This is a genomic window from Acidovorax sp. LjRoot38, assembly GCF_964252975.1.
Lineage (GTDB): Bacteria > Pseudomonadota > Gammaproteobacteria > Burkholderiales > Burkholderiaceae_C > Acidovorax > Acidovorax facilis.
Genome location: NZ_CAXUPT020000003.1, coordinates 459,592 through 485,543, shown reverse-complemented (window position 1 = coordinate 485,543; position 25,952 = coordinate 459,592). Strand labels below are relative to the sequence as shown.

Below are 25,952 nucleotides of genomic sequence, written 5' to 3'. Positions count from 1 at the left end.
CCCACAGGAGTTCCTTTTGAAAAAGACCGTTACTGCAATTTTGATAGCTGCCAGCGCAACGCTGGCCAGCGCTGATGGCTTGAAAAGCCTTGAATCGTTCATGAAGGGCGCACAAACGGGCAAGGCGGATTTCACGCAGACCGTGACTTCGCCCCCCAAGGACGGCCAGACCGCGCGCACCAAGACATCGAGCGGCAGTTTTGAATTCCAGCGCCCCGGGCGTTTCAAGTTCGTCTACAAGAAACCCTTCGAGCAGACCATCGTGGCCGATGGCCAGACCCTGTGGCTGTACGACGTGGACCTGAACCAGGTCACCCAGCGTTCGCAGTCACAGGCGCTGGGCAGCACGCCCGCCGCGCTGCTCGCATCGGCCCCCGACCTGTCGGCGCTCAAGGCCGAGTTCACGCTCGAAGCAGCGCCTGAGCAGGATGGCCTGCAGTGGGTGCTGGCCAGCCCCAAGACAAAGGATGGCCAGCTCAAGAGCGTGCGCGTGGGTTTTGCGGGTGAGCAACTGGCGGCCCTCGACATTCTGGACAGCTTTGGCCAGCGCTCCCTGATTCGTTTCAATGGCATGCAGGCCAACGCAGCGCTGCCCGCCAGCACCTTCCAGTTCAAGCCGCCCGCTGGAGCGGATGTGGTGAAACAGTAAGTTGCTGCGAAAAAGATAGCTGCCAGCGCTTATCAGATAAGCGCTAGAGGCCAATTAGGCTTAAAAATCAGCGTGATGTAGACAGGATACGAACATGGCAGCACGCAGTGCCTCCGCAGCACCTTCCCAGGCCCACCCCTCGGCCCACCAGCCGCTGGCCGAGCGCCTGCGGCCCCGCACGCTGGGCGAGGTGATCGGGCAGCAGCATGTGCTGGGCCCGGGCATGCCGCTGCGGCTCGCGTTCGAATCGGGCCGCCCGCACAGCTGCATCCTCTGGGGCCCGCCGGGTGTGGGCAAGACGACCATCGCACGCCTGATGGCCGATGCCTTTGACGCGCAGTTCATCAGCATCAGTGCCGTGCTGGGCGGGGTCAAGGACATCCGCGAAGCGGTCGAACGTGCCGAGGCCGCGCGTGATGGTCTGATGCAGCAGCGCACGATCGTCTTCGTGGATGAAGTGCACCGCTTCAACAAGAGCCAGCAAGATGCCTTCTTGCCGCATGTGGAGAGCGGGTTGTTTACCTTCATTGGTGCGACCACCGAAAACCCGTCGTTCGAGGTGAACTCGGCGCTGCTATCCCGCGCCGCCGTGTACGTGCTGCAGCCGCTGTCCGAACAGGATTTGAAGCAAATAGTGGCTCTGGCGCAGGCGGAGAAAGCGCTGCCAGCTATCGAAGATGTAGCAATCGACCGCCTGGTGGCCTATGCCGATGGCGATGCCCGCAGATTGCTCAACACACTCGAAACCCTGGCCATGGCGGCCACGCAGGAGAAGCTGTCCGAGATTACCGACGCCTGGCTGCTCAAGGTGCTGGGCGAGCGCATGCGCCGCTATGACAAGGGCGGCGAGCAGTTCTACGACACCATCAGCGCGTTGCACAAGTCGGTGCGCGGCTCCGACCCCGACGCTGCGCTGTACTGGCTGGTGCGCATGCTCGACGGCGGTGCCGACCCGCGCTACATGGCGCGCCGCCTGGTGCGCATGGCCAGCGAGGACATCGGCCTGGCCGACCCGCGTGCGCTGCGCCTGGCGCTGGACGCGACCGAGGTATACGAGCGCCTGGGCAGCCCCGAGGGTGAGCTGGCCCTGGCCGAATGTGTGGTGTACCTAGCCGTGGCGCCCAAGTCCAACGCGGTCTACAAGGCCTACAACGCAGCCCGCGCCTGGGTGAAGCAGGACGGCACCCGCCCCGTGCCCATGCACCTGCGCAACGCACCAACACAGCTCATGAAACAGCTCGACTACGGCAAGGGCTACCGCTACGCGCACGACGAAGAGGGCGGCTTCGCCGCAGGCGAAAACTACCTGCCCGAGGGCATGCCGGAGCCCGGTTTTTACGCGCCGGTGGAGCGCGGGCTCGAAATCAAGATTGCACAGAAATTGCGTGAGCTGCGTGCGCGCAATGTTTCAGCCGATCTGGAGGATGGGCCGGACGAAAAGTCCTGAACCTCTGCCCATGGGAGGCGCACCCCGCGTCATGCTGATTTGGCATGAAGCTGGTAATAAGTTTGCACATCAATTTTCCTGCTTGCATCATGTGAGCTTATGGATTGCGTTGCACGCTGATGTGGCGCCAACCCGAGGGAAAACCCCGCCCGGCTTGGTGAGGGCCGCTTGTGACTACTCGCTACAATCCCGTCCACAAACCCGCACAGCTGCACTTCTGGCGGGTTTTTTGCTAGATGGCAGTCGGGCCCACAAGGCTGTACCGATTCCGGTGCCAAAGCGGTGGGTACGTTACAAACGAAGGACTTCTCTTATGGACATTTTGCTGCAACAGATCATCAACGGTCTGGTACTCGGCAGCATGTACGCCTTGATAGCCTTGGGCTACACGATGGTGTACGGCATTATTCAGCTGATCAATTTCGCCCACGGCGAAGTGCTCATGATCGGGGCTCTGACCAGTTGGAGCTGTATAGGAATGATGCAGGCTGCAATGCCTGGCGCCCCGGGCTGGCTCATCCTGCTGCTGGCCACCCTCATTGCCTGCGTGGTTGCCGCAACGCTCAATTTTGTGATCGAGAAGGTGGCCTACCGCCCTCTACGCAACAGTCCTCGTCTCGCCCCCCTGATCACCGCCATCGGCATGTCGATCCTGCTGCAGACGCTGGCCATGATCATCTGGAAGCCCAACTACAAGCCCTATCCCACGATGTTGCCCAGCGCGCCGTTCGAGGTGGGTGGCGCTTACATCACCCCCACACAGATCCTGATCCTGGGCGTGACCGCTGTTGCCCTGGCCTCGCTGGTGTACCTGGTGAACCACACCAACCTGGGCCGCGCGATGCGCGCCACGGCTGAGAACCCCCGCGTTGCTTCCCTGATGGGCGTCAAGCCCGACATGGTGATTTCCGCCACCTTCATCATCGGCGCCATTCTGGCCGCCGTGGCCGGCATCATGTATGCCTCCAACTACGGCACGGCGCAGCACACCATGGGCTTCCTGCCGGGCCTCAAGGCCTTCACGGCGGCGGTGTTCGGCGGCATTGGCAACTTGGCCGGTGCCGTGGTGGGCGGCATTTTGCTGGGTCTCATCGAAGCCATCGGCTCGGGCTACATCGGCACGCTCACGGGCGGTCTGCTGGGTAGCCACTACACCGACATCTTTGCGTTCATCGTGCTCATCATCATCCTGACGCTGCGTCCTTCGGGCCTGCTGGGTGAGCGTGTGGCCGATCGCGCCTGAGGAGCCTCACACCATGAAGAACACCAAAACCAACTGGATCCTCGGCGCCGTCGCGCTGCTGGTGCTGCCGCTGATCCTGCAATCCTTCGGCAACGCCTGGGTGCGCATTGCCGACCTGGCGCTGCTGTATGTGCTGCTGGCCCTGGGCCTGAACATCGTGGTGGGCTACGCCGGCTTGCTGGACCTGGGCTACGTGGCGTTCTACGCCGTGGGCGCCTACCTGTTTGCCTTGATGGCCTCGCCGCACCTTGCGGACAACTTTGCGGCGTTTGCCGCCATGTTCCCCAACGGCTTGCACACCTCGCTGTGGCTTGTGATACCGGTGGCGGCATTACTGGCGGCGTTCTTCGGAGCGCTTTTGGGGGCGCCCACGCTCAAGTTGCGCGGGGACTACCTGGCCATCGTGACCTTGGGCTTCGGCGAAATCATCCGTATCTTCCTGAACAACCTGGACCACCCCGTCAACCTGACCAACGGCCCCAAGGGCCTGGGCCAGATCGACTCGGTCAAGATTTTTGGCCTGGACCTGGGCAAGCGCCTGGAGGTGTTCGGCTTTGATATCAGCTCCGTCACGCTGTACTACTACCTGTTCCTGGTTCTGGTGGTGGTCTCCATCGTTATTTGCTATCGCCTGCAGGACTCACGCATCGGCCGCGCCTGGATGGCCATCCGTGAAGACGAAATCGCCGCCAAGGCCATGGGCATCAACACCCGCAACATGAAGCTGCTGGCCTTCGGCATGGGCGCTTCGTTTGGCGGCGTATCGGGTGCGATGTTCGGTGCGTTCCAGGGCTTTGTGTCGCCCGAGTCGTTCAGCCTGATGGAGTCGGTCATGATCGTCGCCATGGTGGTGCTGGGCGGTATCGGCCACATTCCCGGCGTGATCCTGGGTGCCGTGCTGCTGTCGGCCTTGCCCGAAGTGCTGCGCTACGTGGCAGGCCCGCTGCAGGCCATGACGGACGGCCGTCTGGACTCCGCCATCCTGCGCCAGCTGCTGATCGCACTGGCCATGATCATCATCATGCTGATGCGTCCCCGTGGTCTGTGGCCAGCGCCCGACCATGGCAAGAGCCTCACGCAGAAGACCTGAACACCGCAGAAAGTTAGAACATGGCAGAGAACATTCAGAAATCAGCCAGCGACGTGGTGCTGCGGGTTGCAGGTATTTCCAAGCGTTTTGGTGGCCTGCAAGCCCTCTCCGACGTGGGCATCACCATCGAGCGTGGCCAGGTCTATGGCCTGATCGGTCCCAACGGCGCGGGCAAGACCACGTTCTTCAACGTGATCACCGGCCTGTACACCCCCGACAGCGGCACCTTTGAGCTCGCCGGCAAGCCTTACGAGCCCACGGCCGTGCATGAAGTGGCCAAGGCGGGCATTGCCCGCACCTTCCAGAACATCCGCCTGTTCGCAGAAATGACGGCGCTGGAAAATGTAATGGTGGGCCGCCACATCCGCACCAAGTCCGGCCTGCTGGGCGCGGTGCTGCGCACCAAGGGTTTCAAGGAAGAAGAGTTGGCCATTGCCAAGCGCGCGCAGGAACTGCTCGACTACGTGGGCATTGGCAAGTTCGCCGACTATAAGGCGCGTACCCTCTCCTATGGTGACCAACGCCGCCTGGAGATCGCCCGGGCCCTGGCCACCGATCCGCAACTGATTGCGCTGGACGAGCCCGCAGCCGGCATGAACGCCACCGAAAAGGTGCTGCTGCGCGAGCTGATCGACCGCATCCGCAACGACAACCGCACCATCTTGCTCATCGAGCACGACGTGAAGCTGGTGATGGGCCTGTGCGACCGCGTGACGGTGCTCGACTACGGCAAGCAGATCGCCGAAGGTACGCCTGCCACCGTGCAGAAGAACGAAAAAGTGATTGAGGCCTATCTGGGCACCGGAGGACATTGAGAATGGCCGAAAAATCCAACAAGGTACTGCTGCAGGTCAAGGGCCTGAAAGTGGCCTACGGCGGTATCCAGGCCGTGAAGGGCGTGGACTTTGAAGTGCGCGAGGGGGAATTGGTTTCGCTGATCGGCTCCAACGGCGCTGGCAAGACCACCACCATGAAGGCGATCACCGGCACCCTGGGCATGAACGATGGCGACATCCATTACCTGGGTGAAAGCATCAAGGGCAAAGGCGCCTGGGATCTGGTGAAGAAGGGTCTTGTGATGGTGCCGGAAGGTCGGGGCGTGTTCGCCCGCATGACCATCACCGAGAACCTGCAGATGGGCGCCTACACGCGCCGCGACAAGGCAGGCATCCTGGCCGACATCGAAAAGATGTTCACCATCTTCCCGCGCCTGCGCGAGCGCAAGGACCAACTGGCCGGAACCATGTCGGGCGGCGAGCAGCAGATGCTGGCCATGGGCCGTGCGCTGATGAGCCAGCCCAAGGTGCTGCTGCTGGACGAGCCCTCCATGGGGCTGTCGCCCATCATGGTGGACAAGATCTTTGAAGTGGTGCGCGATGTGTACGCCCTGGGCGTCACCATTTTGCTGGTGGAGCAGAACGCGAGCCGGGCGCTGGCAATTGCCGACCGTGGCTACGTGATGGAGTCCGGCCTGATCACCATGGCCGGCCCCGGCCAGGAACTCCTGAACGATCCCAAGGTACGCGCCGCCTACCTGGGCGAATAAGGCAACACCCCCGCCCGGCCCGCCCTGCGTGGGGCAGGCGCATGGTGCGTCGCACAAGGCACTGCCACAAGGCGGTGCCTTTTTTTTATGGTGCAGGCGTTGGCGTTTGCATGAATTGATTGCTATGTTTTTTATAGCTTGCGGCGGATGTGTATCCAGCGCCAGATGCCAATTTTGTTCATAATTTGCACCCACCCCGCCACCACCTGTCGCCGCATGTCGATGTCCGCTCTGCAATCCTTGCCCGTATCACTCCAGACCGTGTTGCTGCTGATTGCCAGCAACGTTTTCATGACCTTCGCCTGGTACGGGCACCTCAAGAACCTGGCCACGTCACCCTGGTACACCGCAGCGCTGGTGAGTTGGGGCATTGCACTGTTCGAGTACCTGCTGCAGGTGCCAGCCAACCGGATCGGGTTTACCCAGTTCAACGTGGGGCAGCTCAAGATCATGCAGGAGGTGATCACGCTGGCGGTGTTTGTGCCGTTCGCGGTGTTCTACATGGGCCAGCCCCTGAAGTGGGACTACCTCTGGGCAGGCCTGTGCCTGGTGGGGGCTGTGTATTTCATTTTCCGCAGTGCCTGATGAATGGTGCGTGTTGCCCGGTATCCGCGCCGGGCGCCCGTGGCTGCGGGTGAGGGCGGCCGGTTAAACTCGCCTGTCACTTAAAAGTCATGGTTTTGTCATGGCTTTGTCTCATTTTCAAAAAATCGATACCGATCCAGGAGCCTCCATGCTGTTTGCCAAGCTGTTGCCACGCGAAGGCAATTTTTTCGAAATGTTCAACCAGCATGCAGACCGCATCGTCGAGGCGGCCCGGGCTTTCTCGCAACTGGTGGCCAACTACAGCGACCCGCACCTGCGCGACAAATACAACCAGGATGTGGACAACGCCGAGCGTGCTGCTGACCGCGTGACGCACGAGGTGAACAAGGCCATCCACAAGACCTTCATCACCCCTATCGACCGCGAGCAGATCCACACGCTGATCAACACCATGGACGATGTGGCCGACCTGATTCAGGACTCTGCCGAGACCATGGCGCTGTACGACGTGCGCCACATGACGGAAGAGATCACCCGCCTGACCGACCTGAGCCTCAAGTGCTGCGAACGCCTGCGTGATGCCGTCAAGTTGCTCGACAAGATCGCCGATCCGGCCGTGGCTGAAGCCGCGCTCAAGACCTGCGAAGAGATCGACAAGCTCGAATCCGACGCCGACCGCGTGATGCGCAGCGCCATGAGCAAGCTCTTCCGTGAAGAGCCCGATGTGCGCGAGGTGATCAAGCTCAAGGCCATCTACGAGCTGCTGGAGACCATCACCGACAAGTGTGAGGACGTGGCCAATTGCATCGAGGGCATCGTCCTCGAAAACTCCTGATCCGGCAGGCTGACCAGTATGGAAACCGTACAAACGGCCCTCTGGGTTGTGGTTCTGCTCGTGGCACTGGCGATCCTGTTCGACTTCATGAACGGGTTCCATGATGCTGCCAATTCGATTGCCACGGTGGTGTCCACCGGCGTGCTCAAGCCCGCACAGGCGGTGCTGTTCGCCGCGTTCTTCAACTTTGTAGCGATCTTTGTCTTCCACCTGAGCGTGGCCGCCACGGTGGGCAAGGGCATCGTGCAGCCTGGCATCGTGGACACCCATGTGGTGTTTGGTGCCTTGGTGGGCGCCATCACCTGGAACGTCATCACCTGGTACTACGGCATCCCCAGCAGCTCATCGCATGCGCTCATCGGCGGCATCGTGGGGGCGGTGATCGCCAAGGCGGGTGCCAGCGCGCTGATCTCCACCGGCATCCTCAAGACCGTGGCGTTCATCTTCGTTTCGCCCTTGCTCGGCTTCCTGCTGGGCTCTCTCATGATGGTGGCTGTGGCGCACATCTTTCGGCGAACGCGGCCAAGCCGGGTGGACAAATGGTTCCGGCGCCTGCAGCTCGTGTCCGCAGGGGCCTACAGCCTGGGTCACGGGGGCAACGATGCGCAAAAGACCATCGGCATCATCTGGCTGCTGCTGATTGCCACAGGGTATTCGTCGGCAAGCGATGCTTCGCCACCCACCTGGACGATTGTCAGCTGCTACGTGGCTATCGGCCTGGGAACCATGTTCGGCGGCTGGCGCATCGTGAAAACCATGGGCCAGAAGATCACCAAGCTCAAGCCCGTGGGCGGCTTCTGTGCCGAGACGGGCGGGGCGCTGACCCTGTTCCTGGCAACAACGCTGGGTATTCCGGTGTCCACCACCCACACCATCACAGGCGCCATCGTGGGCGTGGGCTCCACGCAGCGCGCCAGCGCAGTGCGCTGGGGCGTGGCAGGCAATATCGTCTGGGCGTGGATCTTGACCATCCCCGCCAGTGCGTTTGTGGCTGCCGTGGCGTACTGGATCAGTCTGCAGATATTCTGAATGCCCTGATTCCTGATTTGCTATTGAATGTATAGCTAATTAGGCAATATGGAAAAGCGCGAACGCCCCATTTGAATGTGGATTCAATGGGGCGTTCGCTTGGTGGGTGTCGGTCACTGCGAGATCTTGCGAGCTTCCTCGATCTGGTACTCGAAGTACCGTTGGAAGCTGAACGCGAGGCTGGCCATCAGCACCGCCGTGCCCACCAACAGCGAGACCACGATGGCGCCGATGGTGATCCATTGGGTCCTGCCCGCCGGGGCGTCGGGTGCGGCCGTGGGGTTGTAGCGCGCGTTCCACGCCTCGGGCGTCTTGAGTGCAAACAGGATGGCTTGCAAGGCGCAGCCCGCAATCGTGAAGCCCAGCAAAGGAATCAGCATCCAACTGGTGTGGTCGTCCTGGCCGAGCTGCTGCACGCGCTGGATGCCGTAGATACCGAGGGCCGTCGGTATCGGGAGCAGCCAGCCCAGCATGTCGGTGATCCCGTGCAGATAAAAGCGGTGAAGGCCCAGCGGCCCGCCCACGAAGGCAAGCCATGCCGCCAAAGTTTTGTTTTTCATGGGGCATTATTCATCGTCGGGCCGCCCTAAGATGAACAAGTGGTCTCCAAGGGGGCCGCTTCGGAGGGCTGCGCTCTGCGCTGCGGGGCGAGCATGGGGGCCGTTTTCATTCGGGCGATGTGGTGTCGCCCGCGCCCAGGGTCTTCTCCATGAGCACGATGTCGCGCCAGGCGCCGAACTTCCATCCCACCGAACGCATGACACCCACGTCGGTGAAGCCCAGCGCCCGGTGCACACCGATCGAGCCCGCGTTGGCCGAGTCGCCAATCACGGCCAGCAGCTTGCGTACCCCAGCTGCTTCGGCCTGGGCCGCCAGCTCGGTCAGCAGCTTGCGGCCCAGGCCCATGCCGCGGGCGCTGTCGGCCACGTAGATCGAGTCCTCGGCAGAGAACCGGTAGGCCGGGCGAGGCTTGAACCAGTTGGCATAGGCATAGCCCAGCACCTGGCCGTCCTTTTCGGCCACCAGCCAGGGCAGGCCCCGGGCCAGCACGTCGGCACGGCGGCCTGCCATGTCGGCTTCAGATGGCGGATCGATCTCGAAGGTGCCTGTGCCGTGAAGCACATGGTGTTGGTAAATGGCCGTGATGGCGGGAATATCGCTGTCGGTGCTGGAACGAATTTTGGGCATGGAAGAGGGAAATGGATATAATCGCGGGCTTTGCAGCGTGTCGCTGGCCGGGTGGCCATGTCGCGTGTCTCAAGCGTTGCGAATATGGTTGCGAACACAGTGGCTCAAGGCAAATGTTGCCGGAGTTCACCACCCGAAGGATAAATCATGGTCGTCATTCGACTCTCCCGCGGCGGCTCCAAGGGCCGTCCTTTCTTCAACATCGTCGTTGCTGACAAGCGCGTGCGCCGTGATGGCCGCTTCATCGAGCGCATCGGCTTCTACAACCCCACCGCCAAGGAATCCGAAGAAGGCCTGCGCATCGTGCAAGACCGTCTGACGTACTGGAAGAGCGTGGGCGCCCAGTCCTCGCCTACCGTGGACCGCCTGATCAAGCAAGCCGCCAAGAAGGCTGCTTAAAGCTCCCTGAAAAGGGCGGGTTTCGTCGGCATGCCTGGCGAAACCCGCCCTTTTCCTATTCTGGAATCCCCCGCCATGGCCACCAACCTGACCCTCGAACCCGCAGAGCTGCCCACAGACGCCGTTGAAGTGGGGCGCATTGCCGATGCCTGGGGTGTCAAGGGCTGGTTCAAGGTGCTGTCGCACAGCAGCAGCCCTGAGGCGCTGTTTTCATCCAAACGCTGGTACCTGCAGCCTTCCGAACGCGGCGCCAAGACCTTTGCGGGCACCGTTTTGTTGTCCATCCGCCAGGCCAAGGACCATTCGGACACCGTGGTTGCCTGGGCGCAGGGCATTGATGACCGCGATGCCGCCGAAGCCTTGCGCGGCGCGCGCATCTTTGTGCCGCGCTCCAGCTTTCCGTCCACCACGGAGGGCGAGTACTACTGGATCGATCTGATCGGTCTTGCGGTCGTCAACCGCGAAGGTGTGGCGCTGGGGCAGGTGCAGGAATTGATGTCCACCGGTCCGCAGACGGTGCTGGTGTTGACTTATGAGCAGGACGGCAAGGCACAGGAGCGGATGATCCCTTTTGTCTCGGCCTTCATTGACAACGTGGACTTGGCCGAAAAGCGCATCACGGTGGACTGGCAGCCGGACTACTGATCGGAACTCCCGCCCTGGCGCCGCCCACCATGCGCTTTGACATCATCACCCTGTTCCCCGAGCTGTTTGCGCCGTTCCTGGCCAGCGGCGTGACCCGCCGCGCGTATGCCGGCGGCCAGGTCGATGTACGCCTGTGGAACCCGCGCGACTATGCCGATGGCAACTACCGTCGTGTTGATGACCGGCCCTTTGGCGGCGGGCCGGGCATGGTGATGATGGCTGAGCCCCTCGCCCGGTGTCTTGCAGCTATCCGGGTGGAGCGTGGTGAGGCCGAGAGTAGTGAGGCGCCGCTGGTCCTTTTTTCGCCCATTGGCGAAACGCTGAACCACGCTGCCGTGGAGCGCTGGTCTGCAAGTACGGGTGCAATCCTGCTGTGCGGGCGCTATGAAGGCGTTGACCAGCGCTTCATCGATACCCATGTCGATCTGCAGATGAGTCTGGGCGACTTTGTGTTGTCGGGTGGCGAAATCGCCGCCATGGCCCTGCTGGACGCTGTGGCGCGCTTGCAGCCCGGTGTGCTCAATGATGAGGGCAGCCACCAGCTCGACAGCTTCAACCCGGCGCTCGACGGCCTGCTCGATTGCCCGCACTACACGCGCCCTGAAGAATGGGCAGGGCAGCAGGTGCCTGCCGCGCTGATGTCTGGCCACCATGCGCAGATCGAGCGCTGGCGGCGCGACCAGCGCCTGGCCACCACGGCCCGGCACAGGCCCGATCTCATCGAGGCCGCGCGCAAAGCAGGGCATCTGGCCGCTGCGGATGAAGCAGTATTGGCCAAGCTCAGCTGAATTGCTATAATCAAAGGCTTTTCGATCCTCTGGCCGGCCGTTTTGACAGGGAGTTCTCCCGCAAAACACTGAGACGTCAATCCCGACGCAGCCATTTTTGGCGCGGACAAGATCGTTGGATATCAAACATGAACCTGATTCAGACCCTGGAAGCGGAAGAAATCGCCCGCTTGAACAAGACCATCCCCGAATTCGCCCCTGGTGACACCGTCATCGTGAGCGTGAACGTGGTGGAAGGTACCCGCAAGCGCGTGCAGGCCTACGAAGGTGTGGTGATTGCCAAGCGCAATCGCGGCCTGAACAGCGGCTTCACCGTGCGCAAGATCTCCAGCGGCGAAGGCGTGGAGCGTACGTTCCAGACCTACAGCCCCCTGATCGCCAGCATTGAAGTCAAGCGCCGTGGTGATGTGCGCCGTGCCAAGCTGTACTACCTGCGTGACCGCAGCGGCAAGTCGGCACGTATCAAGGAAAAGCTGCCTTCGCGTGTCAACAAGGCTGCAGTCGCCACCGCCGCATAAGGCGCAGGCTCGACCTCACAAGCCGCTACAGCGTCTGCCTGTAGCGGCTTTTTGTTTTTTGGCTTGTTCACCTCCCCCTTCTTGTGGACCCTTCTTCCAGTCCTGCTGTCTCGTCGGTGATCGCTCCTTTGTCGAGCCTGCCCGACTTTGACCCCCGCCTTGTTCCGGTGGTGGGGGTGGATGCGCACCTGCCTGCGGTGCCGGTTCAGGCGCAGACCGCTGAAGCGCTGCGGGCGCGTTTCGCGCACCCGCCGCAGTGGGAGCCTGAGGTGCTGCTGGAAAAGAAGTTCATGAACCGCGAGCCCGCCCGTGCGTCGGTGCTGATTGCCATCGTGCTGCGCGAACAGCCCATGGTGCTGTTGACCGAACGCACGGCCCACCTGTCCACCCATTCGGGGCAGGTGGCCTTCCCCGGTGGGCGGGCAGACGCGGGAGATGCAACGCCTGCCGACACGGCCTTGCGCGAGGCGCAGGAAGAGGTGGGGCTTGCTCGGGATTTTGTCGAAGTGCTCGGCACGTTGCCAATCTATGTCACCGGCTCATCGTTCATCATCACGCCCGTGGTGGCGCTGGTGCAGCCGGACTGCGTGCTCCAACCCAATCCGTATGAAGTGGCCGACCTTTTCGAGGTGCCGCTCGATTTTCTGCTCAATCCCGCCAACCACCGGCGCCATGTTTTCGACCGGGATGGCGTACACCGGGAGTGGTTCTCGATGCCCTACCAGGACGGCGGCAAGAACCATTACATCTGGGGTGCGACAGCAGGCATGCTGCGCAACTTCTACCGTTTCATGCAGGCGTAAACCGGGCTCGCGTGCGATAGGGTGCATCGGGGCAAAGCACCAGTATCATTGCCCCCCATGAGTTTCTTCGCCATCCTGTTCGCTCTGCTGATCGAGCAGGCCCGCCCGCTGGCACGCAGCAATCCCATTCATGCGGGTCTGCGAGCGTGGGCGCTGTCCGTGAGCCGCAATTTTGATGCGGGCAAGCCGCACCACGGCTGGGTGGCCTGGAGCCTTGCGGTGCTGGTTCCGGCCCTGGTGACCCTGGCCATTCACTGGCTGTTGCTTTGGGGGCTGGGGTGGCCCTTTGCGGTGCTGTGGAGTGTGGCCGTGCTGTACATCACGCTCGGGTTTCGGCAGTTCAGCCACCACTTCACGGGCATCCGCGACGCGTTGGAGGAGGGCGATGAAGATGCTGCCCGCGAGCGCCTGGCCCACTGGCAGCAGGTGGATGTGGGGGCGCTGCCGCGCAGCGAGATCGTGCGCCATGTGATCGAGTATTCAGTGTTGGCGGCCCACCGACATGTGTTCGGCGTGTTGGCATGGTTCTCCGTGCTGGCTGCCCTGGGCCTGGGGCCGACCGGGGCTGTTCTGTACCGGTTGGCTGAGTTTGTATCGCGCTATTGGCATTACAAGCAGCGCACGGGCGCTCAGCCTGCCAGCGCCTCCCTGCAGCAGGCCTCTGCGCAGGCGTGGACTGCCATCGACTGGCTTCCGGCCCGGCTCACGGCACTGAGCTTTGCGGTGGTGGGCAGCTTTGAAGAGGCGATTGAGGGCTGGCGGTTTCACGCACAGCGTTTCCCCAATGACAACGACGGCGTGGTGCTGGCCGCCACGGCAGGTGCCATCAATGTACGCCTGGGGGGCGAGGCACTGAAGGCGCGCACTGAATTGCACGCGCCACAGGGCCTGGAGATCGACGCCGACATGGGCGACAGCGATTCCACCCCCGGCCGCGAGCCCGAGGTGGGCCACCTGCGCAGCGTTGTGGGGTTGGTGTGGCGCTCGGTGGTGGTGTGGATGCTGCTGCTGGCGTTGCTCACGCTGGCGCGGTTGCTGGGGTAGCTGGCAAGCCCCCTGAACCGCAGTGCGGCTTCCATCGGACAGGGGCGCACCCTCAACCATGCAAGCTAGTTCCACGGGTGCGCTGGTTTCCGCCGTGGCAGTGGTGGAGGCCGCGCTCGGCTCAGTACCGGGTGTGGCGCAGTTCTTCAAATAAATCGCTATAAATTTTATAGCGTGTTGCGCTTATACCGCCTGCGCTGGGGCCCAGTTTGACTGCATCCAGCACGCCACAGCCCGGCTCGTGCAGGTGCGTGCAGTTGTAGAACTTGCAGGCTGTCGCATGTGCTGCGATGTCGGGCATGCAGGCTGCCAGTTGCATGGGGGCAATGTGGTGCAGCCCAAACTCCTGAAAGCCTGGTGAATCGATGAGCGCGGTGGTACGGGCCTTGTCCATCCAGTACCAGTGCGTGCTGGTGGTGGTGTGTTTGCCCGAGTTCAGCGCCTGCGAGATTTCACCGGTGAGCACGGAAGCGCCTGGCACCAGCAGATTGATGAGGGTGCTCTTGCCGGACCCTGAAGGGCCCAGCACCAGCGTGGTCTTGCCCTGCAGATGTTCCATCAGCAGCGCGCGGTCCACGTCGCTGGAGAGCGCCAGCGACAGCGGCAGCACGCCATAGTGCTTGCCGGCGCCCATGTGCCGGTAGGGCAGCAAGCGCTCCCAGGCGCGGGCGAAAGGTTCGACCAGATCGCTCTTGTTGAGTGCAATGATGGGCTTGATGCCCTCGGCCTCGGCGGCAATCAGGGCGCGGGCTAGCTGGCTTTCCGAAAACACCGGCTCTGCCGCGATCAGGATGAGCACCTGGTCGAGGTTGGCGGCAAACGACTTGGTGCGGATCTCGTCCTGTCGGTAAAAGAGGTTGCGCCGTTCCTTGACCTTTTCGATGGTGCCCTCTTCGCCCTGGCCGGGCGGGGGCGCCTGCCACAGCACATGGTCGCCCACCACTGCCTGGCTCTTTTTGCCGCGTGGGTGGCAGATGCGGCGTTCGCCGTCGGGCGTCTCCACCATGCAGTGGCGCCCATGGCTGGCGACCACGGTGCCGTCCATGAGTGCGCTGCGTTCAGCCATGGGAGCCTGTGGTGCGCAAGGTCATGGGGTCAGGCCACCAGGGCATCGAACTGCGTTGCGCACTCGAAATCCGTGGAAGAAATGCCATGCACGTCGTGCGTGTTCAGGCGCACCACGCAGCGGCTGTAGTGCACCGACAGATCGGGGTGGTGATCCTGGGCATTGGCAATGAAGGCCAAGGCGTTCACGAACGAGATGGTCTCGTAGTAATTGGCGAAATGGTAGGTCTTCTCAATGGCGACATCAGCGCCATCGCCCGTCAGGCTCCAGCCTTCGAGTTTGGCCAGGTTTGCTACAACTTCGGTAGCTGTCAACGCACGACGGGTAAGCGTTGACCAGTCTTTTTTCTTCAACATGGTAGTCATGGATGGGAGGGGTTGTGCATGCGCGCCAGCCGCTCGGTGGCGGGTGGGTGCGAGTAGTAGAACTTCACGTACACCGGGTCGGGTGTGAGCGTGGATGCATTATCTTCGTAGAGCTTGAGCAGGGCGGAGGACAGGTCGGCGCCGCTGGCCTGGGCGACGGCGTAGGTGTCTGCCTGGAATTCGTGGCGGCGCGAAAGTTGCGAGAACAGCGGCGAGATGAAAAACGTGAAGACTGGTACCACAAGCATGAAAAGCAGCAGGGCCAATGCGTCATTGGGGGCTGCGGCCAGGGTGGGGTCCAACGAGATACTCGGCCGCACGCCCAGGCCGGTGTAGAACCACACTTGGTTGGAGAGCCAGCCCAGCAGTGCAAAGCCTGCCAGGCTCAATGCGAACATGGTCACGATACGCTGGATGATGTGGCGGTGCTTGAAATGCCCCAGCTCATGGGCCAGCACCGCCTCGACCTCGCCCGGGGCCAGCTGGCGCAAGAGGGTGTCGTAAAACACCACGCGCTTTGCTGCGCCAAAGCCCGTGAAGTAGGCGTTGGCATGCGCGCTGCGGCGGCTGCCGTCCATCACGAACAGCCCTTTGGCCGAGAAGCCGCAGCGCTGCATGAGGGCAGTGACACGGGCCTTGAGCGATTCATCTTCGAGGGGCTGGAACTTGTTGAACAGCGGGGCGATGAAGGTGGGATACACCACCATCAGCAGCAGATTGAAACCCATCCAGAAGCACCAGGCCCACAGCCACCACAGCGGACCGGTCGCCGCCATGATCCAAAGGATCAGCGCTGCGATGGGTAGGCCGATGAGTGCGCCGACCAGCAGGCCCTTGAGCGCATCGGCAACCCACAGGCGCCAGGTCATCTTGTTGAAACCAAAGCGCTCTTCCACGACGAAGGTCTGGTACAGCGACAGCGGTAGGTCGATCAGGCCGCTGATGGCGGAGAAGCCGGTCAGCAGCGCCAACTGCTGCCACATCCCGCCGTCCAGGGCGCTGAGCAGGGCCTGATTCAGCACATCCAGTCCACCCAGCAGTGTCCAGCCCAGCAGCACGGCCGCACCCAGTGCCATTTCCAGCAAGCCCAGGCGCGCCTTGGTGATCGTGTAATCCGCGGCCTTCTGGTGCGCCGCCAGCGCGATGCGTTCGGCAAATGGTGCGGGAACGTCGCTGCGGTGTCGCGCCACGTGCCGGATCTGGCGCGTAGCCAGCCAGAACTTGAGCACAAGGCCCAGGGTGAGAGCTGCGGCAAACGCAAGCGTCAGCGCCAGGGCGGGAGAGAAGTCGTCGGAAGTGGGCATGAGCGGCGAGTTTAGGCCATCGGCGACAATGCGCGCCATGTCAGAAGCCAACAACCCCACCCCTCACGCACTTGCCAAATCCGACCAGAACCTGGTCTGGCTCGATTGCGAAATGACAGGCCTGGAGCCCGATACCGACCGCCTGCTGGAAATCGCCGTCATCGTGACGGGACCGAGCCTGGAGCCGCGCATCGAGGGGCCAGTTTTTGCGATCCACCAGTCCGATGAACTGCTGGGCAAGATGGATGCCTGGAACAAGGGCACCCACGGTCGCAGCGGCCTCATCGACAAGGTGAAGGCCTCGACCGTGACGGAGGAGGAGGCAGAGCAGCAGATCATTGCCTTCCTGAGCAAGTACGTTCCCAAAGGGACTGCGCCTATGTGCGGCAACAGCATCGGTCAGGACCGGCGCTTTCTGGTGCGCTATATGCCCAAGCTGGAGCGATTCTTCCATTACCGCAACGTGGACGTGAGCACCCTTAAGGAATTGGCCAAGCGCTGGAAGCCCGAGGCCTACACCAGCTTCAAGAAAGCGCAGAAGCACACGGCCCTGGCAGACGTGCATGAGTCCATTGACGAACTGGCGCACTACCGCAAGCACCTGCTTTCGGTGTGATGGATTCCGGGGAGGGCGGCTGAAGACCTTGTGGGTTTGTATCGCAAGAACTGAGAGGGGCTTGCGGGAAAATACCTATCCATGCCATAATCAGTGGCTGCGCAGGAATCCATTCCTCGCAGATTGTGCATCTCCCCTCACACACCGGGCTTGCCAGCCGACTGTTTTCAACGCAGTGCAGGACTAGCGAACAACGCCCACCAGCATCCGCCCAGAGCAATGCAGGTTTCGTTTGATGGTTGATGTTTTTTAACCATTGACGAAGCCACTCGCAGGCTACGCTTGCGATCGTCTTCGTGAGAGAAAAATCATGACCGACACCTCTTTGGTGCAGGGCGAATTCGCGCCTGCCGACACTTCCTTTGCTGCCGACATTTCCGTGCAGTCTTCCCCTCTGGACGCCGTGGCAGCAGCTGCCACCGAGGCCGACGTTGCCGTGACCGCTGAACCCAACGGCTTTATCGAACTGGGCCTGGCCCCTGAACTCGTGCAAGCCGTGGCTGACCTGGGCTACACCCAGCCCACCAGCGTGCAGCTCAAGGCCATTCCCTTGGCCATGGGCGGTGGCAACGACTCCACCAAGTTCATCGACTTGATGGTTTCCAGCCAGACCGGCAGCGGCAAGACTGCCGCCTTCCTGCTGCCCGTGCTGCACACGCTGATCAACCAGCAGGCTGCTGCCGAAGCCGAAGAACGCGCTGCTTTCGAGCGCGCTGTGGCCGAAGCTGCCGCCCGTGGTGAACCTGCCCCCAAGCGCGCCAAGCGCAAGGACCCCACCAGCTCGCGCAATTTCAAGGCCGCCACCCCTGGTGCTCTGATTCTGTGCCCCACGCGTGAACTGGCGCAGCAAGTCGCGCACGATGCTATCGACCTGGTCAAGCACTGCCGTGGCCTGCGTGTCGCTAACGTGGTGGGTGGCATGCCTTACCAATTGCAGATCGCCAAGCTGCAAAACGCCGACCTGGTGGTGGCCACCCCTGGCCGCTTGCTGGACCTGCAGCGCTCGATGCAGATCAAGCTCGACAAGGTGCAGTTCCTTGTCGTTGACGAAGCCGACCGCATGCTCGACCTGGGTTTCTCGGACGACCTGGCCGAACTGAACCAGCTGACCGCCCAGCGCAAGCAGACCATGATGTTCAGCGCCACCTTCGCGCCCCGCATCCAGCAGTTGGCCATGCGCGTGATGCACGACGGAGGTTCGTCTGTGCAGAAGGTCACCATTGACTCTCCGCAAGAGAAGCATGCCAACATCAAGCAAATGCTGTACTGGGCCGACAACGCCCAGCACAAGCGCAAGATGCTGGACCACTGGCTGCGTGACACCACGATCAACCAAGCCATCGTTTTTGCCAGCACCCAGGTGGAGTGCGATGGCCTGGCCAACGACCTGCAGCAAGAAGGCTTTTCGGCCGTTGCATTGCACGGTGCCCTGAGTCAGGGTTTGCGCAATCGCCGTTTGATGGCATTGCGCGCTGGCCAGGTGCAGATTCTGGTGGCTACCGACGTGGCAGCACGTGGTATCGATGTGCCCACGATCACCCATGTGTTCAACTTCGGCCTGCCCATGAAGGCCGAGGACTACACCCACCGCATTGGCCGTACTGGCCGTGCGGGTCGCGATGGCCTGGCCATCACGTTTGCCGAGTTCCGCGATCGCCGCAAGATCTACGACATTGAGTCGTACAGCCGCCAGCAGTTCAAGGCCGAAGTGATTCCCGGCATGGAGCCCTCGCAGCGCGCGCCGCAGGCACCTCGCGGTGGCGATTTTGGTGGTGGCCGTGGCGCCCCGGGCCGTTCGTACGACAACCGTGACAACCAGTCGCGTGGCCGCTTCGGTGGTCCTGCACGTGGTGGCAATGACCGTGGTGGTTTCGGTGGTGGCTTTGGCGGTGGTTTCGCTGGCCGTGACAACCGTGGTGCTCCTGCACGTGGTGAAGGCGCTGGCGGTTTTGCGGGTCGTGATGACCGTGGGGGTGACCGTAGTTTCGCGCCGCGTCGTGATGGTGAAGGCTATGGCCGCAAACCTGGTTTTGGTGACGCAGGCCGTGGCAGCTTTGCGCCCCGTGGTGATGCAGGTGCACCGCGTGGTGATTTCGCTCCCCGCAAGCCAGCGTTTGCCAAGCCAGCTGGTGGCGGCGGCAAGCCGTTCGTGGCACACGATGCCCGCAAGCGCCCTGCGCGCCCCGCGCGCTGATCGCTGACAGGTCTGTGGCGCTAGCGCCACCCTTGTTGCAAAGGCCGGTACCGCAAGGTGCTGGCCTTTTTTGTTGTTGTGGGGACCCTGGACCAAGAATACGCAGAGTAGCTCGACAATAATTGCCCAGGGAGGAATCTGCAGTGTCGTCTTCGTTATCTTCCGAGGCAGACTTTGAACACATGTTCGAACTGGCGCCTGTGTCTCTCTGGCTGGAGGACTACAGCGCCCTGAAGCAACTTTTTGATCGCTGGCGCGCTGCGGGGGTTTCCGATCTTCGTGCCCACCTTGCTCAGGACTCCGCAAGGGTGCGGCAATGCAGCGCTGCCCTCAAGGTGTTGAAAGTCAATCGCCGCACGCTGGAGTTGTTTGCGGCCGAAAACCAACAGGTGCTTGAAGCGAATCTGGACCAGGTCTTCAGGGATGACATGCACGATGCGGTCTTCCATGAGCTGGCGGCGCTGTGGTCCGGGCAGCTGGAGTTTTCGAACCAGACTGTCAACTATGCGCTGGATGGCCGGCGTCTTGACGTTCAGATTCGCGCACGCATCCTTCCAGGGTATGAAGCGGATTGGAGCCGCGTTCTGCTTTCGCTGGAAGACATCACGGCCCAAGTGCGGAGTGCCAGCCAACTTCGGCGCAGCGAACAATATGCACGGGATTTGTTCGAGCACTCCCCGGTCTCGTTGTGGGTCGAGGATTTCAGTGCCGTGAAAAGCCTGCTCGACGGTGTTCGCGCGCAGGGCATTGACGATTTCAAGACCTTCATCACGGTGCACCCTGAATTCGTCACGCGCTGCATGCAGGAGATTCGCGTGATCGATGTCAACCAGCAGACGTTGCGTATGTTCGGTGCGTCCAGCAAGGAGATGCTCCTGAACAACATCGGGCGGGTGTTTAGGGGTGAGATGCATGAGTCCTTCGCGGACCAGTTGCTGGACCTGTGGGAGGGCAAGACCTTTCAGCAGCGCGAAGTGGTCAACTACGCGCTGTCGGGGGATGCGGTGCATATCCACATGCAGTTTTCTGTGTTGGCAGACCATCTTGCGGACTGGGGGCTGGTGCTGCTGTCGCTGGTGGACATCACGGCGCGCAAAAAGGCCGAAGCCTACCTGGAGTACCTTGGCAAGCATGACGTCCTGACGCAGCTGCGCAACCGGGCCTTCTATGCGGAAGAACTCAATCGTGTCACCCGCAAGGGGCCGTGGCCTCTGTCCATCATTGCGATTGATCTGAACGGGCTCAAGGTTGTGAACGATGAGCAGGGCCATGCTGCGGGCGATTCCATGCTGCGCAGGGTGGGCGAAGTACTGGCCAAGGCGGTGGACCCGCCAGCCTGCGCCGCGCGCATTGGCGGAGATGAATTCACGGTGTTGCTGCCCGGCATGGACGAGCGCAGCGCCTTTGCGTTGCAGGAGCGCATTCTCTCCATGTTGGACTTGAACAACCAGTTCTATCCTGGCGAGCCGATCAGCCTGGCCATGGGCGTCGCTTCGTGCCGTTCGGGCGACATGGTCGAAGCGGCCATCCATCGTGCCGACCAGGCCATGTATGCCGAAAAAATCCGGTACTACCAGGAAAAAGGGGTGGACCGGCGGCAACTGTCATAGGACCCCCTCCGGGTTGCACGGAAGCTTGGCGTCAGGTGCCGTGGGGTGTACTTCATAACTCAGCCCGCGTGAACTGCGTAGCTGTAGAGCCGCCCGGTTGGCGCTCTGGCTAGAAAGTTGCGCTCCGAGGCATCGATGGCCCCAGTGCCTGGCGGGCTTAGCGGCTTTCCAGAGGCTTCGCCAGGGTGCCTACTGTGCCTTTACCTGTGCCTTTACCGCCTTGAACGCTTCGACATCGACAAACTTGCCAAGCTTCCAGTTAGGCTGGGCTTTGTACTCGGGCGCCTGGAATACCACTCTCGCGGGTGCGCACTGACTTGGCGGGGCGTAGAGTCAGGTCTCATTGTTGCGGCACGCAGGGCAATTCACAAACGCCAGGGGCTCAACCTGGCGTTGCAGTCCTTCCAATATCGGGCCAGCGATGGTGCAGATAGATCCAAGCCATCATGCCCACGCACATCATGAGCAGCGATGCGAAGGCCAGCAAGACCGTTGAGTGCATTACCAAAGGGACCAGGATGCCCGCCACAATGCCGTTCGCAGTAGAGCCGACAAACGCTTGCATGGACGAGGCCATGCCGCGGCGCTCGGGGTGAAGGTCCAGCACCAGCAGGGTCACTACCGGCACCATCAGTGCCCAGCCAAACGCAAAGACCGCAATCGGCAGCAGCGACCAGGCCGCGTGCACGGGAAAGAGCAGATTTGCTCCCAGGTTGAAGACGGCTACGGTGAACATGATCACAAAGCCGTGCCGTATCTGTCGTTTTGGAGCGATCTTGCCGGCCAGACGCCCGCTCAGCCACGCGCCGCCCATGATGCCCGAAATGGTCAGTAGAAAGAACCAGAAGAACTGCGTGGGGGCTAGTGCAAGGTGTTCGCCCAGAAAGGCAGGTGCTGCCAGTACGTACAGGAACATTCCATTGAAAGGAACGCCGCTTGCGAGCGCCAGCAGCACAAATCGAGGGCTTGACCCCAGCTGCCAGTACCCCCGCATCAGATGGGGCACATTGAACGGCTGGCGATGCTCGGCCTGCAATGTTTCGGGCAGGAGCCTGAAGTTTGCGACCCAGAGCACCAGACCCACGCAGGTCAGAAACCAGAAGATGCTGTGCCAGCCTGCATGTACAAAGAGCCAGCCGCCCACGATGGGAGCGATGGCTGGGGCTATGCCAAAGTAGATCGTCACTTGGCTCATCACCTGCTGCGCGCGCGCTGGGGGAAACATGTCGCGGATGACAGCACGCGACACCACAATGCCAGCGCCCGTAGACAAGCCCTGCAATGCCCTGAACGCTATGAGCTGGCCGATGCTTTGTGACAGCGCGCATCCAGCCGAGGCTAGCGTGAACATGGCGATCCCGCACAGGACCACCGGTCGCCGGCCAAAGCTGTCTGCGAGTGCTCCATGGAAGAGGTTCATGAACGCAAAACCAAAGAGATAGGCCGAAAGGGTCTGTTGCATCTCCACCGGGGTGGCGCCCAGGGCACTGGCAATGCCTGTGAAGGCAGGTATGTAGGTGTCAATCGAGAAAGGCCCCAGCATGCCGAGTACGGCGAGGAGGGCCGCGAGGGTCCATTGGGGCGCGCGCCAAAGTGTGTGGGCGTTGGGATTCATGGGGAGGGCAACGGGTAGAACATCGGGCGTGGGCAGGGGGCTCGGACAGGGCCGATGACGGCTGTTGCGGCAAGAGCCGCTGTCAGGACTTGGTTCTCTGCGGCAGCAGTTGGCCCCCGGATGAAAACCGGTACCTCCCCTCCATCCAGCCCAGTCCGAACAGGGCCAGAGTCTGTTCATAGTACGCCGTGGATCGCACGGGATTCGCGACGAGGCGGCTGAGCTGCGCTTTCAATGCAGCACTATCGCCTTGCGCCTGCAAAAAGGGCAGCATCGCTGCCGTAAAGCCTGCCGGACCGGGGCCTGAGCCCTGTCCTGTCAGTACATCAATCGATTCAGGTGGGTACCCCTGTTCGCGCACGTATCTCGCCATGGGGGCCAATGCAGAAAGCAAGGGCTTGCGGCCAGGTGCGGCAGGGTGCAGCATGCCTGCCCACAGGTAGACGCGAATCGCGTTGTAGGCGCCCTGGCCTTTTTCCTTGCCTTTTTCGTCAATGAGAAAGCCTTGCCGTGCGTCGTACAAGGTCCAGTCAGGGGCGTAGCCTTTGGGGGAGGCTCCCACGATGATTTTTTCAGAACTTTGAGTGAGCTGCCTCCAGGCAGGGAGGGGGTAGAGCGTGACCAGCCGTTGCATGATCTGCAACGGCATATAGCTTGGGTTGAGTTTCCATCGGCCTTCGGCCTCCACAAAGCCGCTTGGCGCAGGGAGCAGGCTCGGCCCCAGGCCAGGGATGTCTGCGGTCTCCTCTGCAATGATGCGGGCGGCCAGACGAGACCCCAAGGCGCGATATTGCGGGGCGTTCCACAGGCGTGCAGCCTCGCCCAAGACATAGGCAATCCAGATGTCAGCGTCGGAGGCCGCATTGCTGTCAATAACGCCCCAGGTTCCGTCCGGCCGACGGCCCCACAGCCACGCGGGCAGGCGTGCGCCCAGGTCTCCACCGCTCAGGTTGTTCTCGGTCCAGCGCAGGAGGGTGTCGAAACCCTTGCGGTCATTGGCGACCAGGGCAAAGAAAAGCCCATAAGCTTGGCCTTCCGAGTAGGTGCGCCCTCCCTCCCCGTCGTCCGAGATCACCCGGCCTTCCTCGCTGGTGAATTGGGCCTTGAAGGTATCCCAGGCAGGCCATTGGCCGCCGCGCGCCAAACCCGTCACTGCGAGCGCCTGCCCTTGCGCGTGTGACAGCGTGGCGGGCACGAGCAAGCCCAGTCCTGTGAGAAGTGCTGTCCGCCTCTGGAGCATTGGAGTCATAAAAATCCTCGTGTTGCAATACCAACAGGAACGGGTTCTTCTGGATAGCCTATGGTGCACAGCGCATATGTGCGAGCAAGATGAGGTTATTTTGTAACCTGAAGATGCTGCTGAGAGCGGAGCCAGCCGAGAAAGGGGCGTGTCGCGCCTCTGTCGTAGCCAGAAAAACAAAAAAGCCGACGCTACATTGAAGTAGCACCGGCTTTGTGCGCCTTGCGGCTTTTGTTTGGTGGGTCCTGAGTGACTCGAACACTCGACCTACGGATTAAGAGTCGCTTGTCAAACAAGCCTCTACAAAACCAGGCAACAAATAGCGTCAACGAAATCAATAGTTTAGCGAAGATTGGTGTTCGTGCTTTGTTGTAGTTGATGGCCAATTTTTGCGAGTGAGTGTCCCACCAGTGTCCCATGGGACACTGGCCGTGATGGGTCAGGCAACCATCACGCGCACCTCCTGCCGCGCCTTGCTCCGGTACGGGCTCAGGTCCAGGCCCTGAAGCTGAGGCAGCTTCTTGTAGTCCACGCCACCCTGTTTCCAATAGCGCGTCACGCTGGCACCCGCTCCGTGCTCTCTGGGGTGCCGCGCGAGTGCGATCAAATTTTGGCGAGCAGCCTCCACTCGTTCGGCCAGGGCATCGGCCTCCTGCTTGGCCTGGGTATACGCCGCAGCGGCTGCAGCCCAAGCGGGGTCATGGCGCACAACGGAGTCGGCTTCAGCGAGTGGTGGCGGGGTGTCCCCTGTGAGGTACTGCTCGAAGTCGTCCCAGCCAGCCCGTATCTGTTCCATGACCGTGGCGTCAGGCTCGATGGCATGTAGTATTCCCTCATTGCCATCGAACACCCACAGATGGGCCAAGGCGGCGCCTGACACCATGAGCTGGTGCTGTATCTGGATGTGGTAGTGCGTGGGCACCTGCCCAGATTGCACGTCCTGCCACAGATGGGACCGTGTGCCGCGCAGCGGGCATTTGATTTCCAGTACCAGATCGCCTTCGAGCGTCATCCCGTCCAGACTGGCGCTGTAGTCCCCGGCCTCCAGCACCAGTGGCTGCATGACCAGCCCGGTCTGCTCTTCGTAGGCAGCACGGGCCAGGGGCTCCAGGTCGGTGCCGCGCTGCATGGCATGGGTGACGCGGGTCTCGGTGCGACCGGTCTTGACCAGCCACAACTGGTAGGGCGTCATCCAGGGGCTCAATCCCAGGACGGCGGCCGACTCCGAGACATTGCGCCGGGATTGGCGGTAGGCATGCCATTCGGGGCTGCACTGAGCGACTTGGACTATGGTGCCCTGTCGGGCCAGTGCGGGGTGCATGGTCGTGGCCATGAAAATCTCCATTGGGTGAAACAAAAAAGCCCCGCCGGGGATGCCGACAGGGCCTTGGGGGATGGTTGATGCCAGCGCGCTGCCAGCGCAGCGAATAGCGAAGAGCGTTCAGGCCGCTTGTCTGCGCTTCTCCAAGCTACGGATGACGCGAAGGAAGTCGTTGGCGGCGATGTCGCCGAGTTCGGCCGCGCCGAAGTACGTCAGCACCCGGTCGAGCGACACGCCCACCTCGATGGCCAGCCTGTGGATCTGGGCTTGCTGGCTCTTGGTGATTCGCTCGCGTCTGTCGTCGCGCCGCACGGGAGGGCGATCGCTGGTCAGGTTGGGCCGCTCCATCTGGGGCGGTGGCTGGATAGGGTCGTTAGCAGCCTCCGCACCCACGGGCTGGGGCAGGTCTTCGCCTGCGTAGATGTAGAGCCCCAGGCCATGCAGTGCAATCGCCTTGACCAGACAGCGCTGCAGGCTGGTGTTGATGTCAAAGGCCGAAGGCGCCATCAAAGGGCGGTTGCGGCCATCGAGCACCGGGTGGATCTGGCTCAGCGTCACGCCGTGGACGGTGGCAGCCACCTCGACGAATACCCCGGCTTCGGTGTCCAGATAGGGCAATCCTTCGAAACGGCGCACTTCCCAGGTGGCGGTGGGATCGGCCAGACGCAGCTGGGCGACGGCATAGGGCCAGCTCAGGTAGCTGAAGCCGCCCTTCTTCTCGACATGCTCATTGACGTTGATGGCGTTCAGGCGCGCAAAGTAGTTGTCGGAATCGTTGATGTTGGACATGGTGAGCCTCCAGGGGTGAAAACAGTAACGCCCGGTGAGCAGATACTCAGCCGGGCCATGGG

The 25,952-nt window shown here is 61.9% G+C and carries 28 protein-coding genes; 18 read left to right on the top strand and 10 right to left on the bottom strand.

The window, feature by feature from the left end; translation table 11 throughout:
* The first annotated feature begins 16 nt into the window (after positions 1 to 16).
* The 6 genes from lolA to ACSQ22_RS07350 all read left to right on the top strand — a co-directional run bounded on the left by lolA (position 17) and on the right by ACSQ22_RS07350 (position 5,975).
* Positions 17 to 649, top strand: coding sequence for an outer membrane lipoprotein chaperone LolA (lolA, locus tag ACSQ22_RS07375; protein WP_436129893.1), 633 nt, complete (start codon positions 17 to 19; stop codon positions 647 to 649).
* A 94-nt stretch (positions 650 to 743) separates the two neighbouring features.
* Entirely contained in the window at positions 744 to 2,096 is a 1,353-nt protein-coding gene (locus tag ACSQ22_RS07370) for a replication-associated recombination protein A (RefSeq protein WP_121505669.1), read from the top strand.
* Positions 2,097 to 2,409: 313 nt separating this feature from the next.
* Positions 2,410 to 3,339: a branched-chain amino acid ABC transporter permease gene (locus ACSQ22_RS07365; protein ID WP_055403068.1), complete on the top strand. Its 930-nt coding sequence runs from the start codon at positions 2,410 to 2,412 to the stop codon at positions 3,337 to 3,339.
* Positions 3,340 to 3,352: 13 nt separating this feature from the next.
* Positions 3,353 to 4,429: an ABC transporter permease subunit gene (locus ACSQ22_RS07360; protein ID WP_121422823.1), complete on the top strand. Its 1,077-nt coding sequence runs from the start codon at positions 3,353 to 3,355 to the stop codon at positions 4,427 to 4,429.
* A gap of 20 nt (positions 4,430 to 4,449) precedes the next feature.
* On the top strand, positions 4,450 to 5,244 hold the full coding sequence (locus tag ACSQ22_RS07355; protein WP_055403064.1) for an ABC transporter ATP-binding protein: 795 nt from the start codon (positions 4,450 to 4,452) through the stop codon (positions 5,242 to 5,244).
* Positions 5,245 to 5,246: 2 nt separating this feature from the next.
* Positions 5,247 to 5,975, top strand: coding sequence for an ABC transporter ATP-binding protein (locus ACSQ22_RS07350; RefSeq protein ID WP_055403062.1), 729 nt, complete (start codon positions 5,247 to 5,249; stop codon positions 5,973 to 5,975).
* 131 nt (positions 5,976 to 6,106) lie between these two features.
* On the opposite strand, the gene ACSQ22_RS07345 is transcribed toward ACSQ22_RS07350, so the two are convergent.
* Entirely contained in the window at positions 6,107 to 6,268 is a 162-nt protein-coding gene (locus ACSQ22_RS07345) for a hypothetical protein (RefSeq protein ID WP_436129940.1), read from the bottom strand.
* Between ACSQ22_RS07345 and ACSQ22_RS07340 the strand changes: the two genes are divergently transcribed.
* The 3 genes from ACSQ22_RS07340 (at position 6,198) to ACSQ22_RS07330 (ending at position 8,385) form a co-directional block, all read left to right on the top strand.
* Entirely contained in the window at positions 6,198 to 6,560 is a 363-nt protein-coding gene (locus tag ACSQ22_RS07340; protein ID WP_055403097.1) for a DMT family protein, read from the top strand. The two genes, ACSQ22_RS07345 and ACSQ22_RS07340, sit on opposite strands and share 71 nt — an antisense overlap.
* Positions 6,561 to 6,708: 148 nt before the next feature.
* Positions 6,709 to 7,356, top strand: coding sequence for a DUF47 domain-containing protein (locus tag ACSQ22_RS07335; RefSeq protein WP_055403060.1), 648 nt, complete (start codon positions 6,709 to 6,711; stop codon positions 7,354 to 7,356).
* An 18-nt stretch (positions 7,357 to 7,374) separates the two neighbouring features.
* Complete coding sequence (locus ACSQ22_RS07330; protein WP_055403058.1) at positions 7,375 to 8,385, top strand: inorganic phosphate transporter; 1,011 nt, start codon at positions 7,375 to 7,377, stop codon at positions 8,383 to 8,385.
* 113 nt (positions 8,386 to 8,498) lie between these two features.
* Here the strand turns inward: ACSQ22_RS07330 and ACSQ22_RS07325 are convergent, their stop codons facing one another.
* The gene (locus tag ACSQ22_RS07325; RefSeq protein WP_055403056.1) at positions 8,499 to 8,945 is read right to left on the bottom strand and encodes a TM2 domain-containing protein; all 447 of its coding nucleotides are present in this window, start codon (positions 8,943 to 8,945) and stop codon (positions 8,499 to 8,501) included.
* A gap of 106 nt (positions 8,946 to 9,051) precedes the next feature.
* Positions 9,052 to 9,573, bottom strand: coding sequence for a GNAT family N-acetyltransferase (locus ACSQ22_RS07320; protein ID WP_055403054.1), 522 nt, complete (start codon positions 9,571 to 9,573; stop codon positions 9,052 to 9,054).
* A 147-nt stretch (positions 9,574 to 9,720) separates the two neighbouring features.
* On the opposite strand from ACSQ22_RS07320, the gene rpsP reads away from it, so the two are divergent.
* The 6 genes from rpsP to ACSQ22_RS07290 all read left to right on the top strand — a co-directional run bounded on the left by rpsP (position 9,721) and on the right by ACSQ22_RS07290 (position 13,770).
* Complete coding sequence (rpsP, locus tag ACSQ22_RS07315; RefSeq protein WP_008904984.1) at positions 9,721 to 9,972, top strand: 30S ribosomal protein S16; 252 nt, start codon at positions 9,721 to 9,723, stop codon at positions 9,970 to 9,972.
* Positions 9,973 to 10,047: 75 nt separating this feature from the next.
* Entirely contained in the window at positions 10,048 to 10,617 is a 570-nt protein-coding gene (rimM, locus tag ACSQ22_RS07310) for a ribosome maturation factor RimM (protein WP_055403096.1), read from the top strand.
* A gap of 29 nt (positions 10,618 to 10,646) precedes the next feature.
* The gene (gene trmD, locus ACSQ22_RS07305) at positions 10,647 to 11,405 is read left to right on the top strand and encodes a tRNA (guanosine(37)-N1)-methyltransferase TrmD (RefSeq protein ID WP_436129892.1); all 759 of its coding nucleotides are present in this window, start codon (positions 10,647 to 10,649) and stop codon (positions 11,403 to 11,405) included.
* A 128-nt stretch (positions 11,406 to 11,533) separates the two neighbouring features.
* Positions 11,534 to 11,923 (top strand): 50S ribosomal protein L19, encoded by a 390-nt coding sequence (gene rplS, locus ACSQ22_RS07300; RefSeq protein ID WP_436129891.1) that lies wholly within the window; start codon positions 11,534 to 11,536, stop codon positions 11,921 to 11,923.
* Between the two features lie 83 nt (positions 11,924 to 12,006).
* On the top strand, positions 12,007 to 12,726 hold the full coding sequence (locus ACSQ22_RS07295) for a CoA pyrophosphatase (RefSeq protein WP_055403048.1): 720 nt from the start codon (positions 12,007 to 12,009) through the stop codon (positions 12,724 to 12,726).
* 57 nt (positions 12,727 to 12,783) lie between these two features.
* Positions 12,784 to 13,770 carry a CobD/CbiB family protein gene (locus ACSQ22_RS07290; protein ID WP_055403047.1) on the top strand — a complete coding sequence of 329 codons (987 nt, stop codon included), beginning with the start codon at positions 12,784 to 12,786 and terminating at the stop codon, positions 13,768 to 13,770.
* A gap of 121 nt (positions 13,771 to 13,891) precedes the next feature.
* Here ACSQ22_RS07290 and rsgA read toward each other — a convergent pair whose 3' ends face one another.
* From rsgA to ACSQ22_RS07275, 3 genes are read right to left on the bottom strand one after another with little or no spacing between them, the layout of a single operon-like run.
* Positions 13,892 to 14,836: a ribosome small subunit-dependent GTPase A gene (gene rsgA, locus ACSQ22_RS07285; RefSeq protein WP_055403045.1), complete on the bottom strand. Its 945-nt coding sequence runs from the start codon at positions 14,834 to 14,836 to the stop codon at positions 13,892 to 13,894.
* A 29-nt stretch (positions 14,837 to 14,865) separates the two neighbouring features.
* Positions 14,866 to 15,201: a 4a-hydroxytetrahydrobiopterin dehydratase gene (locus ACSQ22_RS07280; RefSeq protein ID WP_121505674.1), complete on the bottom strand. Its 336-nt coding sequence runs from the start codon at positions 15,199 to 15,201 to the stop codon at positions 14,866 to 14,868.
* Positions 15,198 to 16,505 carry a M48 family metallopeptidase gene (locus tag ACSQ22_RS07275; RefSeq protein WP_436129890.1) on the bottom strand — a complete coding sequence of 436 codons (1,308 nt, stop codon included), beginning with the start codon at positions 16,503 to 16,505 and terminating at the stop codon, positions 15,198 to 15,200. The genes ACSQ22_RS07280 and ACSQ22_RS07275 overlap by 4 nt, the downstream gene beginning before the upstream one ends.
* 37 nt (positions 16,506 to 16,542) lie before the next feature.
* On the opposite strand from ACSQ22_RS07275, the gene orn reads away from it, so the two are divergent.
* The 3 genes from orn to ACSQ22_RS07260 all read left to right on the top strand — a co-directional run bounded on the left by orn (position 16,543) and on the right by ACSQ22_RS07260 (position 20,925).
* A complete protein-coding gene (orn, locus tag ACSQ22_RS07270; protein ID WP_008904975.1) occupies positions 16,543 to 17,121 on the top strand; it encodes an oligoribonuclease in 579 nt (192 codons plus the stop codon).
* Positions 17,122 to 17,431: 310 nt separating this feature from the next.
* Complete coding sequence (locus ACSQ22_RS07265; RefSeq protein WP_436129889.1) at positions 17,432 to 19,315, top strand: DEAD/DEAH box helicase; 1,884 nt, start codon at positions 17,432 to 17,434, stop codon at positions 19,313 to 19,315.
* 143 nt (positions 19,316 to 19,458) lie between these two features.
* Entirely contained in the window at positions 19,459 to 20,925 is a 1,467-nt protein-coding gene (locus tag ACSQ22_RS07260) for a sensor domain-containing diguanylate cyclase (RefSeq protein ID WP_436129888.1), read from the top strand.
* Positions 20,926 to 21,307: 382 nt separating this feature from the next.
* On the opposite strand, the gene ACSQ22_RS07255 is transcribed toward ACSQ22_RS07260, so the two are convergent.
* From ACSQ22_RS07255 to ACSQ22_RS07240, 4 genes are all read right to left on the bottom strand, one after another.
* Positions 21,308 to 22,540, bottom strand: coding sequence for a multidrug effflux MFS transporter (locus ACSQ22_RS07255; protein ID WP_436129887.1), 1,233 nt, complete (start codon positions 22,538 to 22,540; stop codon positions 21,308 to 21,310).
* 82 nt (positions 22,541 to 22,622) lie between these two features.
* On the bottom strand, positions 22,623 to 23,735 hold the full coding sequence (gene bcsZ, locus ACSQ22_RS07250) for a cellulose synthase complex periplasmic endoglucanase BcsZ (RefSeq protein ID WP_436129937.1): 1,113 nt from the start codon (positions 23,733 to 23,735) through the stop codon (positions 22,623 to 22,625).
* Between the two features lie 484 nt (positions 23,736 to 24,219).
* Entirely contained in the window at positions 24,220 to 25,113 is an 894-nt protein-coding gene (locus ACSQ22_RS07245) for a YqaJ viral recombinase family protein (protein WP_436129886.1), read from the bottom strand.
* Positions 25,114 to 25,221: 108 nt separating this feature from the next.
* A complete protein-coding gene (locus ACSQ22_RS07240; RefSeq protein ID WP_436129885.1) occupies positions 25,222 to 25,890 on the bottom strand; it encodes a DUF1071 domain-containing protein in 669 nt (222 codons plus the stop codon).
* Positions 25,891 to 25,952 lie beyond the last annotated feature (62 nt).

What these genes read in the sequence shown, in the direction of transcription:
- ACSQ22_RS07360 (WP_121422823.1), top strand. Translation starts at nt 3,353, where the DNA reads ATGAAGAACACCAAAACCAACTGGATCCTCGGCGCCGTCGCGCTGCTG.
- ACSQ22_RS07290 (WP_055403047.1), top strand. Translation starts at nt 12,784, where the DNA reads ATGAGTTTCTTCGCCATCCTGTTCGCTCTGCTGATCGAGCAGGCCCGC.
- ACSQ22_RS07330 (WP_055403058.1), top strand. Translation starts at nt 7,375, where the DNA reads ATGGAAACCGTACAAACGGCCCTCTGGGTTGTGGTTCTGCTCGTGGCA.
- ACSQ22_RS07320 (WP_055403054.1), bottom strand. Translation starts at nt 9,573, where the DNA reads ATGCCCAAAATTCGTTCCAGCACCGACAGCGATATTCCCGCCATCACG.
- ACSQ22_RS07265 (WP_436129889.1), top strand. Translation starts at nt 17,432, where the DNA reads ATGACCGACACCTCTTTGGTGCAGGGCGAATTCGCGCCTGCCGACACT.
- ACSQ22_RS07365 (WP_055403068.1), top strand. Translation starts at nt 2,410, where the DNA reads ATGGACATTTTGCTGCAACAGATCATCAACGGTCTGGTACTCGGCAGC.
- ACSQ22_RS07240 (WP_436129885.1), bottom strand. Translation starts at nt 25,890, where the DNA reads ATGTCCAACATCAACGATTCCGACAACTACTTTGCGCGCCTGAACGCC.
- ACSQ22_RS07340 (WP_055403097.1), top strand. Translation starts at nt 6,198, where the DNA reads ATGTCCGCTCTGCAATCCTTGCCCGTATCACTCCAGACCGTGTTGCTG.
- ACSQ22_RS07335 (WP_055403060.1), top strand. Translation starts at nt 6,709, where the DNA reads ATGCTGTTTGCCAAGCTGTTGCCACGCGAAGGCAATTTTTTCGAAATG.
- rpsP (WP_008904984.1), top strand. Translation starts at nt 9,721, where the DNA reads ATGGTCGTCATTCGACTCTCCCGCGGCGGCTCCAAGGGCCGTCCTTTC.
- rimM (WP_055403096.1), top strand. Translation starts at nt 10,048, where the DNA reads ATGGCCACCAACCTGACCCTCGAACCCGCAGAGCTGCCCACAGACGCC.
- ACSQ22_RS07355 (WP_055403064.1), top strand. Translation starts at nt 4,450, where the DNA reads ATGGCAGAGAACATTCAGAAATCAGCCAGCGACGTGGTGCTGCGGGTT.
- ACSQ22_RS07350 (WP_055403062.1), top strand. Translation starts at nt 5,247, where the DNA reads ATGGCCGAAAAATCCAACAAGGTACTGCTGCAGGTCAAGGGCCTGAAA.
- ACSQ22_RS07255 (WP_436129887.1), bottom strand. Translation starts at nt 22,540, where the DNA reads ATGAATCCCAACGCCCACACACTTTGGCGCGCGCCCCAATGGACCCTC.
- rplS (WP_436129891.1), top strand. Translation starts at nt 11,534, where the DNA reads ATGAACCTGATTCAGACCCTGGAAGCGGAAGAAATCGCCCGCTTGAAC.
- ACSQ22_RS07245 (WP_436129886.1), bottom strand. Translation starts at nt 25,113, where the DNA reads ATGGCCACGACCATGCACCCCGCACTGGCCCGACAGGGCACCATAGTC.
- trmD (WP_436129892.1), top strand. Translation starts at nt 10,647, where the DNA reads ATGCGCTTTGACATCATCACCCTGTTCCCCGAGCTGTTTGCGCCGTTC.
- orn (WP_008904975.1), top strand. Translation starts at nt 16,543, where the DNA reads ATGTCAGAAGCCAACAACCCCACCCCTCACGCACTTGCCAAATCCGAC.
- ACSQ22_RS07325 (WP_055403056.1), bottom strand. Translation starts at nt 8,945, where the DNA reads ATGAAAAACAAAACTTTGGCGGCATGGCTTGCCTTCGTGGGCGGGCCG.
- ACSQ22_RS07275 (WP_436129890.1), bottom strand. Translation starts at nt 16,505, where the DNA reads ATGCCCACTTCCGACGACTTCTCTCCCGCCCTGGCGCTGACGCTTGCG.
- rsgA (WP_055403045.1), bottom strand. Translation starts at nt 14,836, where the DNA reads ATGGCTGAACGCAGCGCACTCATGGACGGCACCGTGGTCGCCAGCCAT.
- ACSQ22_RS07345 (WP_436129940.1), bottom strand. Translation starts at nt 6,268, where the DNA reads ATGAAAACGTTGCTGGCAATCAGCAGCAACACGGTCTGGAGTGATACG.
- ACSQ22_RS07280 (WP_121505674.1), bottom strand. Translation starts at nt 15,201, where the DNA reads ATGACTACCATGTTGAAGAAAAAAGACTGGTCAACGCTTACCCGTCGT.
- ACSQ22_RS07370 (WP_121505669.1), top strand. Translation starts at nt 744, where the DNA reads ATGGCAGCACGCAGTGCCTCCGCAGCACCTTCCCAGGCCCACCCCTCG.